This window comes from Compostimonas suwonensis (assembly GCF_002797855.1).
GTDB classification, from domain to species: domain Bacteria; phylum Actinomycetota; class Actinomycetes; order Actinomycetales; family Microbacteriaceae; genus Compostimonas; species Compostimonas suwonensis.
This window is the reverse complement of record NZ_PGFB01000001.1, coordinates 188,114-198,494: the sequence shown is the minus strand read 5'-3', so window position 1 is coordinate 198,494 and position 10,381 is coordinate 188,114. Positions and strand designations below refer to the sequence as shown.

The following is a 10,381-nucleotide window of genomic DNA, read 5'->3' as shown; positions in this document are numbered from 1 at the left end:
AGTGTCAATGCTCGCAAACGCCGAGGTGCGCGAGGAGGATGTCGCCGGCGACTCGGGCGAAGACCGCCGAGGTCAGCGCCGGACGCGAGCGAGCGAGGGCTCGTAGCGCACGGGCGGGAAGGCCTGCGCGACGAGGGCGCGCAAGGACTCGAGGTCGCCGTGCACGAGCCCGGCGGTGCGCGCTTGAACGAGCACATTGCCGATGGCGGTGGCCTCGACGGGTCCGGCGAGCACGGGCAGCCCCGTGCGGTCGGCCGTCAGCTGGCAGAGCAGGGTGTTCTGCGAGCCGCCGCCCACGATGTGCACGGCGTCGACGGTGCGACCGCTGAGCTCCCCGGCGGTGCGGATGGCGCGGGCGTAGGCCGCGGCCAGGCTCTCGATGATGCTCCGCACGAACTCGGCCCGGCTGGCCGGAACGGGCAGATCGTGCTCGTGGCAGTACTCGGCGATGCGCTGCGGCATGTCGCCCGGAGGCAGGAAGCGCACGTCGTCCGCGTCGAAGACGGCGACCGGGGTGGTGACCTCGCTCGCCTGCTTGATGAGCAGCGGCAGGTCGATCTGCTCGCCCGTGCGGCCCCAGACGCGCACCGACTCGCTCAGCAGCCACAGGCCCATGACGTTGTGCAGGTAGCGCACCCGGCCGTCGACGCCGCCCTCGTTCGTGAAATTGGCGAGACGGCCGGCGTCGCTCAGCACGGGGGCATCGAGCTCGACCCCGACGAGCGACCAGGTTCCGCTCGAGATGTAGGCCGCGGCATCCGAAGCCATGGGGACGGCCACAACGGCAGAGGCCGTGTCGTGCGAGCCCACGGCCGTGACCTGGAGGCGGGGGCCGGCGCCGATCTCCGCGGCGACGGCCGGCGACAGCGCCCCGACCGTCGAGCCGGCCGTGAGCAGCGGCGGGAAGATGCTGCGCGGCAGACCCAGCCTCTCGATGAGGGCGTCGTCCCAGTGCGGCCCGGGCTGCGCGAGCGGCCCGCCCGGGATGTCGCGCACGGCCAGCAGCCCCGTGGTGGACGCGTTGCTCGCCTCGGCGAACCGCCGGCCCGTGAGCCAGAAGTTGATCAGATCGGGGATGAGCAGGAAGGAGTCGGCGAGCTCGAGGGTGCTCGCCGCCTGATCGGCGGCGAGCTGGTAGAGCGAGTTGAAGGGCAGGAACTGGAGGCCGTTGCTCGTGTAGAGCTCGGCGGGATCCACCCGGGTGTGCACGGCGTCGATCACGGCGGCCGTGCGATCGTCCCGGTAGTGGTATGGGGTGCCGAGCATCCGGCCGTCGCGCATGAGCGCGTAGTCCACGGCCCAGGAGTCGACGGCGATGCTCACGAGGCCGGGCTCCTCGCGCGTCGCGGCCGAGAGCCCGCCGATCACGTTGCGGTAGAGCTCGAGGATGTTCCAGTGCAGCCCATCGGCGATGCGCACGGGGTTGTTGGGGAAGCGCGCGACCGGCCGGATGCTGAGCTCGTTGTGGCCGACATGGCCGAGCATCACCCGTCCGCTCGAGGCGCCGAGGTCGACGGCGGCTACGGTGTCCATCGGAGAACGGCCTCCCGGGTTCTGGTGGTGTCAGCGGTGAGAACTGATAGCTCTGAGTGTGGCATCCGTTGGGCGATTGGTGTTGTGTTCCCGATTGCAGGAGTTGTCACGGTGGGGGCGGGTTGGTGTCCGGTTCTCGCCGCCGTGGGGGTGGATCTCCTGTATTTGGGGTGGTGGGGTTAGCGGAGGAACGCCGCTGCCACGCCGGCGTCGACGGGGATGTGGAGGCCGGTGGTGTGGGAGAGGTCGCTCGTGCAGAGCACGAAGACGGCGTTCGCGACGTTCTCGGGGAGGACTTCTCGTTTGAGGAGGGTGCGTTGGGCGTAGTAGGCGCCGAGTTCTTCTTCGGGGACGCCGTAGACGGCGGCGCGTTTGGCGCCCCAGCCGCCGGCGAAGATGCCGGAGCCGCGGACGACGCCGTCGGGGTTGATGCCGTTGACCTTCACGCCGTACTCGCCGAGCTCCGCGGCCAGCAGGCGTACCTGGTGCGCCTGGTCGGCCTTCGTCGCCGAGTAGGCGATGTTGTTCGGGCCGGCGAAGACCGAGTTCTTCGAGGAGATGTAGATGATGTCTCCGCCGAGTTTCTGGTCGATGAGCACCTTCGCGGCGGCGCGGGAGATCAGGAAGGATCCCTTGGCCATGACGTTGTGCTGCAGGTCCCAGTCGGCGACCGTGGTCTCCAGCAGCGACTTCGACAGCGACAGGCCGGCGTTGTTGACGATCAGGTCGACACCGCCGAAGGCGAGCACGGCTGCGTCGACCGCCGCCTGCACCTGCGCCTCGTCGGTGACGTTCGCCTGCACGCCGATCGCGACATCCGCGTTGCCGAGCTCCGCGGCCGCGGCCTGAGCCTTCTCGAGGTCGAGGTCGGCGATGACGACGCAGGCGCCCTCCGCGGTCAGGCGGGTGGCGATGGCCTTGCCGATGCCGGAGGCGGCGCCGGTGACGAGTGCGATGCGCGAGGCGAGGGGTTTCGGTTTCGGCATCCGGGCGAGTTTGGCCTCTTCGAGGGCCCAGTACTCGATGCGGAACTTCTCGGCCTCGTCGATGGGGGAGTAGGTGGAGAGGCCCTCGGCGCCGCGCATGACGTTGATGGCGTTGATGTAGAACTCGCCGGCGACGCGTGCGGTCTGCTTGTTGGCGCCGTAGGAGAACATGCCCACGCCGGGGATGAGGACGATCGCGGGGTCGGCGCCGCGGATGGCGGGGGAGCCTTCGACGGCGTTGCGGTCGTAGTAGGCCTGGTAGTCGGCGCGGTAGGCGGTGTGGAGCTCGTCGAGGCGCGCGATCGACTCCTCGATGGAGGCGGTGGCGGGCAGGTCGAGCACGAGCGGCTTGACCTTCGTGCGCAAGAAATGGTCGGGGCAGCTCGTGCCGAGGGCGGCGAGACGCGGGTGCTCGGCCGAAGCCAGGAAATCGAGAACAACATCGGCGTCGGTGAAATGACCGACCTGGGCCTTGTCGGTCGAGACGAGACCGCGGATGACGGGGGCGAGCGCAGCCGCCTTGGCGAGGCGCTCGGCCTCGACCAGCGCGCCGTAGCCGTCGAGCGCGGGGCCGAAGGGCTCGGCCTTGCTGTTGTCGGCGATGAACTTCTGCGCGGTGTCGATGATCCAGAGCGAGTTGGCCTCGGCCTGCTCGGAGGTGTCGCCCCAGGCCGTGATGCCGTGACCGCCGAGGATGGCGCCGATCGCCGCCGGGTTGTCGCGCTTGATCGCCGCGATGTCGAGGCCCAGCTGGAAGCCGGGACGACGCCAGGGCACCCACACGACCTTGTCGCCGAAGGCCTGGGCTGTCAGCTCGGCGCCGTCGGCGGCCGTCGCGATCGCGATGCCGGAGTCGGGGTGCAGGTGGTCGACATGCGCGGCGTCGACGAGCCCGTGCATGGCGGTGTCGATCGACGGGGCCGCCCCGCCTTTGCCGTGCAGGGTGTAGTCGAAGGCCGCGACCATCTCGTCCTCGCGGTCGACGCCGGGGTAGACGTCGACGAGCGCGCGCAGGCGGTCGAGGCGCAGAACGGCCAGGCCCGACTCCGTCAGGGTGCCGAGGTCTCCGCCGGAGCCCTTGACCCACATGAGCTCGACCGGCTCGCCCGTGACGGGATCGGTCTCGACGCCCTTGGCTGAGGTGTTGCCGCCGGCGTAGTTCGTGTTCTTGGGGTCTGCGCCCAAACGGTTCGAGCGGGCGATCAGTTCGGCCGCAGCGGGGTTCGTCATGTCTCGTCTCTCTGTGACTCTTCTGACTTCGGACTGGGTGACTCGGGATGGTGGCTTGCCGCAAAGCCGCTCACGACGCGACTTTGCGGCAGATCAGGGGTGTCAGGCGCCCCAGCTGAGCTGGGTTCCGCCGGCGCGGTCTTCTGCGATCTTCTGCTGGTAGCCGGATGCCGCGTATGCGGCCATCGGGTCGGCGGGCAGGCCGCGCTCCTCGCGCCAGGCGCCGAGGTCGGCGCGCACGTCGGTGTAGAACGCGTCCATGAGGATGCCGTTGGCGCCGAGCACGTCACCGGCCTCCTGCGCGACCGTCAGAGCCTCGGTGTCGACGAGGAGGGCGCGTGCGGTCATCTCCTGCACGTTGAGCACGGAGCGGATCTGGCCGGGGATCTTGTCCTCGATGTTGTGGCACTGGTCGAGCATAAAAGCGACCGGGCTGCCGGGGCCGTAGCCGCCTCCGCGCACGACCTCGACGAGGATGCGGAACAGCTGGAACGGGTCCGCCGCGCCGACGATGAGGTCGTCGTCGGCGTAGAAGCGGGAGTTGAAGTCGAAGGAGCCGAGCTTGCCGAGGCGCAGCAGCTGCATGACGATGAACTCGATGTTGGTGCCGGGGGCGTGGTGTCCCGTGTCGAGGCAGACCATGGCCTTGTCGCCGAGCGCCGAGACCTGGGCGTAGGAGGTGCCCCAGTCCGGGACATCCGTGTGGTAGAAAGCGGGTTCGAAGAACTTGTACTCGAGCACGAGGCGCTGCTCGTCGCTCAGGCGGGCGTAGATCTGCTGCAGCGAGTCGGAGAGGCGATCCTGCCGACCGCGCATGTCGCCCTGGCCCGGGTAGTTGGTGCCGTCGGCGAGCCAGATCTTGAGGTCGCGCGAGCCGGTCTGGTTCATGATGTCGATGCACGCGAAGTGGTGGTCGATCGCCTTCTGGCGGATCACGGGATCCGTGTGGGTGAGGCTGCCGAACTTGTAGTCGTTGTCTTGGAAGGTGTTCGAGTTCACCGTGCCGAGCGAGACGCCGTGGTCGTTCGCGAAGCGGCCGAGGGCGGCGAAGTCGTCGACCTGGTCCCACGGGATGTGCAGGGCGACGGTCGGCGCGAGGCCGGTGAGGCGGTTGACGGTCGCGGCGTCGGCGATCTTCTCTTCCGCCGAGCGCGGCGTGCCCGGGGTCGTGAAGACCTTGAACCGGGTGCCCGAGTTTCCAAACGCCCACGAAGGCAGTTCGATTGCCTGACCCTCGAGTCGAGCGGCGATGGAGGTGAAGGTGGTCATGTGCTGGTCACTTCTCTGTGGTGGTGGGTTGGTGTCTGCTGTGGAGCTCATCCGGTGATTCGGATTATGAATCGTTTCAATCGGGCGTCGGTCGACTGTAACCCCCGGCGCCGAGGGAGTCAATCTGATCCTCCAGGTGGAAGATCTCATCGAGCACGAGAAAGCCCTCGTCGGGCTTCGCCTCCCCGAGGTCGACGAAGAACTCGGCCATCTCCGCCTGCCAGCGGTCGTTGACATCGGTGCGGGCCATTCCGGCCTGCGCCTCCTCGAGGGAGGGCGTCTCGAAGTACCCGATGAGCAGTCCGTCGGGCCGAAGGAAGATCGAATAGTTGTTCCAGCCCGTCGACCTCAAGGCGTGGAGCATGTCGGGCCAGACGGCCGCGTGACGCAGGCGGTACTCGGCGATGCGGTCGGCCTTGACCTGCAGCTGGAAGCACACTCTGTGCATGTCGCCTGTCCTTCCCGCGGATGCGTCGGAAAACTCGTGTGGTGGTCGGTGTGGTGAGGTCCGGCCGGCGGACCACCTCCGCCGGCCGGACTTCCTTCACAAGGGCGGCTTAGAAGTCGAAGTCGCCGATGTTGTCTGCATCGAACACGAACGGGTCGCCGAGCAGGACGACGCCGTCAGCGCCGACCGTGTACTCGCCGAGGTCGCCCGCGTCGAAGGTGTCGCCCTCGGCGCCCGTGATGGTGCCCTCGATGAGCGCCTTCGCGGCGAAAGCCGAGAGGTAGCCGAGGTCGGCCGGGTTCCACAGCGCGAAGGCCGTGACGGTTCCGTCTTCGACGTAGTCGCGCATCTGGTTCGGCGTGCCGAGACCGGTCAGTGCGACCTTGCCCTTGAAGTCGGAGGTCTGCAGGTAGCGAGCCGCCGCCGCGATGCCGACCGTCGTGGGCGAGACGATGCCCTTGAGGTTGGGGTGGGTCTGGAGCAGCGCCGCGGTCTTGTCGAACGAGGTCTGGTCGTCGTCGTCGCCGTACACGGTGTCGACGACCGTGATGTTCGGGTGGCTGGCCGCGAGCTCTTCCTTCATGAGGTCGATCCACTCGTTCTGGTTGGTCGCGTTGGCCGCGGCCGACAGGATCGCGATCTCGCCCGCGTCACCGATCTGCTCGGCGATGAGGTCGACCTGCACCTGTGCGATGCCGGCGGAGTCGGCCTGGTTCACGAAGATGTCGCGGCACTCGGGGTTGGTGTCGGAGTCGAAGGTGACGACCTTGACCCCGGCGTCGCGTGCCTCGTTGAGCGCGTCGCAGATGGCCTTGGGATCGTTGGCGGAGACGACGATGCCGCCGACGCCCTGCTGGGTCAGGGTGTTGATGTAGCTGACCTGGGCGTCAGGGCTGGCCTCTGCGGGGCCGACCTCGGCGAAGGTGCCGCCGAAGGACTCGACGGCCTTCTGGCCGCCGGCGTCCGAGGTGTCGAAGTACGGGTTGCCCAGGTTCTTCGGGAGGAAGGTGATGGACAGGTTGGCGTCGCCGCTTCCGCTGTCGCCGCCTTCACTCGAGTCACTGGTGGAACCGTTCGAGGCACAACCGGTGGCGACAAGGGCGATGCTCACAGCGAGAGCTGCGACCGCGCCGGCTCGGGCCTTGCCCGAGCGGAGCTTCTGAAACAACATCGTTGTTCTTCCTTTCATTGACGTAAGCCGATGTGATTGCATCGACGCGAGGGGTGGGATCTACACCTTGGCTGCGGAGATCCCTGCTCGTTTTATCCCTCCGGGTCTCAGCCGCTTCTTCTGCAGCCAAGCCAGGAAGCTTGTTGACACCACCGAGAGCACGAGGAGCACTCCCGTGATGATGTTGATGACATCGGAGGTGACGTTCGCGAGGCGCAGGGCGCTCGCGAGCACCCCGATGAGGAGCACGCCGGCGATGACGCCGTGGATGGCCCCACGACCGCCGAAGATCGACACGCCGCCGAGGAGCACGGCCGCGATGACGCTCAGCTCGAGCCCCGTCGCGTTGTCGCCGCGGGCGCTGCCGAACCGGAGCGTGTAGTAGATGCCGGCGAGGGCCGAGACCGTGCCGGTGAGCACGAAGAGGATGAACTTCGTGCGGTTGACGTTGACGCCCGAGAAGGTCGCGGCCTCGGAGCTGAGGCCGATCGAGAACACCCCGCGGCCGAACGGCGTGAAGTGCAGCACGATCGCGAACACGATTGCGAGCACGACGAAGGGGATCATGATGACGGGGATGCCCGTCTCGCCGATCTTCGCCTTCGCGAGGTCGGTCCAGAACTCGGGGAAGTCGGTGACCGCGGTCGTGCCGAGCAGGCCGACCGCGAGACCGCGGTAGAGCGCGAGCGTTCCGATCGTGACGGCGAGCGAGGGCAGGCCCACGACCGTCACGAGGAAGCCGTTGAGCGCGCCGCCGAGAGCGCCGGCGACGAGCGCGATGAGCCCGGCGACCTCGATGGGCAGGCCCGCCTGGTGCAGGATGCCGAGCAGCACGCTGCTGAGGCCGACGACGCTCGCTACCGAGAGGTCGATCTCGCCCGTGATGATCACGAGGGTCATCGGCAGGGCGATGAGCAGGATGGGCGCGACATCCAGCAGCAGGTAGGTCATCGTGATCGGGGTGCCGAAGTTCTTCACCGAGGCCGCGGCCACGATGATCACGACGATGAGCAGCCCGATGATCGCGGCCTCGCGGGTGAAGAGGACACGACGCCAGAGCGGCTGGCTGTAGTTCTTGTAGCTGCGCACGGTCTCGGCAGTCCTGGGGTCGGTGGTGGTGTCAGTCATCGGAGTACTCCCTCGCCTCGAGGAGCTTGCGAGATTGTCGGAGGGCCAGCAGGCGGTCGAGCACGATCGCCCCGATGATGAGCACGCCGACGACGGCGCGCTGCCAGAAGTCGGGGACGCCGATGATCGGGAGAGCCCTGTTGATGGTGAGGAGGAGCACGGCGCCGATCGCGGCGCCCCAGACGGTTCCGCTGCCTCCGAAGATCGCGACACCGCCGATCACCGCCGCGCCGACGGCATCGAGCTCGAAGCCGCTGCCCGCCTGGGAGTTGATGGTGCCGTAGCGTGCCGCGTAGAGCACGCCGGCGAGACCGGAGAGGGCGCCGGAGGCGATGAACGCGATGATGATGCGCTTGGTGACCTTGAGCCCGTAGAGCTCTGCGGCCGCCGGGTCGGAGCCGATCGCGTAGAACTCGCGGCCCCCGCGGATGTTCTTCATGTACCAGGCGGCCACGATGAGCACCACGAGGGCGATGATCGTCAGCAGCGGGATGCTCAGGATCGACCCGGTACCGAGAGCCAGGAAGTCCTTCGGCATGTCGGAGGCGTTGATCCGGTCGCTGCCCGCCCAGAGCACGTTGATACCTCTATATGCGTAGAGGGTTCCGAGCGTGATGACGAGCGCGGGCACTTTCGCATAGGCGACGAGCATGCCGTTGATCACCCCGAGGAGACCGCCGAAGACGATGCCCGCCAGGAACACCACGATGATTGGGATGCCCTGGAGGTCGAGGAAGAGCCGGCCGGTGAGGTAGGCGGTGAGTCCGAGGATCGAGCCGACCGACAGGTCGACGCTGCGGGTGATGATGACGATCGCCTGGCCGACGGCCACGAGCACGAGGATCGACGGCGTGAGCAGGAGGTCGCGCCATCCGTCGGCGCTGAAGATGAAGTTGGGGTTCTTCACCGTGGTGACGAGCACCACGAGCACGAGCGCGATCAGGATGCCGGTCTCCCGGGCACGCAGGAACGTGCCGAGGCCGTGCGCGAAGGCGTTCGGCGTGCGGGTCGGGGGTGGCGTGAGTGTGGTGGTCACGAGTGCTGCTCCGTTGCGTGTGTGGCTGCGAACATGACCGTCTCCGAGGTCGCGTTCGCACGATCGATCTCCGCGGTGATCCGACCCTCGCGCATGACCAGCACGCGGTCGGCCATGCCGAGGACCTCCGGGAGTTCGGACGAGATCATGAGGATGCCCATGCCCTGGCCGGCGAGCTCGGAGAGCAGGCGGTGGACTTCGGACTTGGTGCCCACGTCGATGCCTCGGGTGGGCTCGTCGATGATGAGCACCCGCGGGTCGGTGGCGAGCCACTTCCCGAGCACGACCTTCTGCTGGTTTCCGCCGCTCAGGGTTCCGGCGACGGTGTCGAGCGCGCTCGCCTTGACCTCGAGCCGGCTCGCCCAGATCTGCGCCGAGGCGTTCTCGATGCCCGAGGTGATGAGGCCGAGCTTCGCGAGCTGGCGCTGGATGGCCATCGTGATGTTGCGCGAGACGGAGGAGTCGAGCACGAGGCCCTGCTTGCGGCGATCCTCGGGGACGAGCGCGAGCCCGAGTCCCATCGCGGCCGAGGGGTTCCTCGGCGGGATCCTCTTGCCGTCGATCGTCGCGCTTCCGCCGTCGTAGGGGTCGACGCCGAAGATCGCGCGGGCGACCTCGCTGCGGCCGGCTCCGACGAGCCCGGCGAGGGCGACGATCTCTCCCGCGTGCACCTGGAAGCTGATGTCGTTGAAGACGCCCGCCGAGCGGAGGCCGGTCACCTCGAGCAGCACACCGCCGATCGCCGCCTCCTGCTTGGGGAAGAGGTCGGTGACGTCGCGGCCGACCATACGGCGCACGATCTCGTCGACGTTGGTGTCGGCGATCGCGTCGGTCGAGATGTACTCGCCGTCGCGCATGACCGTGATGGTGTCGCAGAGGTCGAAGACCTCGTCGAAGCGGTGGGAGATGAAGAGGAGGGCGCGGCCCTCGTCGCGCAGGCTGCGGGCGACGGCGAAGAGCCTGTCGACCTCGACGCCGCTGAGCGCGGCGGTCGGCTCGTCCATGACGAGCACCTTGGCGTCGAGCGAGATGGCCTTGGCGATCTCGATGATCTGCTGGTCGGCGATCGAGAGGCCCTCTGCCGGGCGGTCGGGGTCGATGCGCACGCCGAGGCGCTTGAAGAGGCCGACGACCTCGGTGCGCATGGCCTTGCGGTCGATGCGGCCGAAGCGGCCCGTGGGCTGGCGCCCCATAAAGACGTTCTCGGTGACCGAGAGGTCGGGGAAGAGCGTGGGCTCCTGGTAGATGACCGCGATGCCCGCGGCCTTGGACTCCGCGGTCGACTTGAAGTCGACGGGCTGGCCTTCGAGGGTGAAGATCCCGGCGTCGCGCTGGTAGAGCCCGGCGATGATCTTCACGAGCGTGGACTTGCCGGCGCCGTTCTCGCCCACGAGAGCGTGGATCGAGTTGCTGTGCAGGGCGAGCGTTCCGGAGCGGAGCGCCACGACCGAGCCGAAGGACTTGGCGACGTCTCGGAGCTCCAGGGCTGGTGAGCCGGTGGTACTGGGGCTAATCGTCATTGATCTGGACCTAACCTCCGCAATGAGGAGCTGAGTGGAGTGTGAGAACGATTGAATCGT

8 protein-coding genes are annotated in these 10,381 nt (G+C 67.9%); all 8 read right to left on the bottom strand.

Going from position 1 to position 10,381, the window contains the following annotated elements:
* Window positions 1-72 precede the first annotated feature (72 nt).
* Window positions 73-1,533, bottom strand: a complete 1,461-nt coding sequence (locus CLV54_RS00890) for a rhamnulokinase (protein WP_100343075.1) — start codon at window positions 1,531-1,533, stop codon at window positions 73-75.
* Window positions 1,534-1,712: 179 nt separating this feature from the next.
* Window positions 1,713-3,749, bottom strand: a complete 2,037-nt coding sequence (locus CLV54_RS00885; protein ID WP_100343074.1) for a bifunctional aldolase/short-chain dehydrogenase — start codon at window positions 3,747-3,749, stop codon at window positions 1,713-1,715.
* Between the two features lie 102 nt (window positions 3,750-3,851).
* A complete protein-coding gene (gene rhaI / locus CLV54_RS00880; RefSeq protein WP_100343073.1) occupies window positions 3,852-5,018 on the bottom strand; it encodes an L-rhamnose isomerase in 1,167 nt (388 codons plus the stop codon).
* A 76-nt stretch (window positions 5,019-5,094) separates the two neighbouring features.
* Entirely contained in the window at window positions 5,095-5,466 is a 372-nt protein-coding gene (locus CLV54_RS00875) for an L-rhamnose mutarotase (protein WP_100343072.1), read from the bottom strand.
* Window positions 5,467-5,575: 109 nt separating this feature from the next.
* On the bottom strand, window positions 5,576-6,637 hold the full coding sequence (rhaS, locus tag CLV54_RS00870) for a rhamnose ABC transporter substrate-binding protein (protein ID WP_100343071.1): 1,062 nt from the start codon (window positions 6,635-6,637) through the stop codon (window positions 5,576-5,578).
* Window positions 6,638-6,697: 60 nt separating this feature from the next.
* Window positions 6,698-7,765 carry an ABC transporter permease gene (locus CLV54_RS00865; protein WP_100343070.1) on the bottom strand — a complete coding sequence of 356 codons (1,068 nt, stop codon included), beginning with the start codon at window positions 7,763-7,765 and terminating at the stop codon, window positions 6,698-6,700.
* Entirely contained in the window at window positions 7,758-8,801 is a 1,044-nt protein-coding gene (locus tag CLV54_RS00860) for an ABC transporter permease (protein WP_100343069.1), read from the bottom strand. Before CLV54_RS00860 ends, CLV54_RS00865 begins: the two co-directional genes overlap by 8 nt.
* The gene (locus CLV54_RS00855; protein ID WP_100343068.1) at window positions 8,798-10,321 is read right to left on the bottom strand and encodes a sugar ABC transporter ATP-binding protein; all 1,524 of its coding nucleotides are present in this window, start codon (window positions 10,319-10,321) and stop codon (window positions 8,798-8,800) included. Before CLV54_RS00855 ends, CLV54_RS00860 begins: the two co-directional genes overlap by 4 nt.
* Window positions 10,322-10,381 lie beyond the last annotated feature (60 nt).

Bases quoted from the DNA above. Each gene is read 5' to 3' on its own strand.
- CLV54_RS00890 (WP_100343075.1), bottom strand. From the start codon at position 1,533: ATGGACACCGTAGCCGCCGTCGACCTCGGCGCCTCGAGCGGACGGGTG.
- CLV54_RS00885 (WP_100343074.1), bottom strand. From the start codon at position 3,749: ATGACGAACCCCGCTGCGGCCGAACTGATCGCCCGCTCGAACCGTTTG.
- rhaI (WP_100343073.1), bottom strand. From the start codon at position 5,018: ATGACCACCTTCACCTCCATCGCCGCTCGACTCGAGGGTCAGGCAATC.
- CLV54_RS00875 (WP_100343072.1), bottom strand. From the start codon at position 5,466: ATGCACAGAGTGTGCTTCCAGCTGCAGGTCAAGGCCGACCGCATCGCC.
- rhaS (WP_100343071.1), bottom strand. From the start codon at position 6,637: ATGTTGTTTCAGAAGCTCCGCTCGGGCAAGGCCCGAGCCGGCGCGGTC.
- CLV54_RS00865 (WP_100343070.1), bottom strand. From the start codon at position 7,765: ATGACTGACACCACCACCGACCCCAGGACTGCCGAGACCGTGCGCAGC.
- CLV54_RS00855 (WP_100343068.1), bottom strand. From the start codon at position 10,321: ATGACGATTAGCCCCAGTACCACCGGCTCACCAGCCCTGGAGCTCCGA.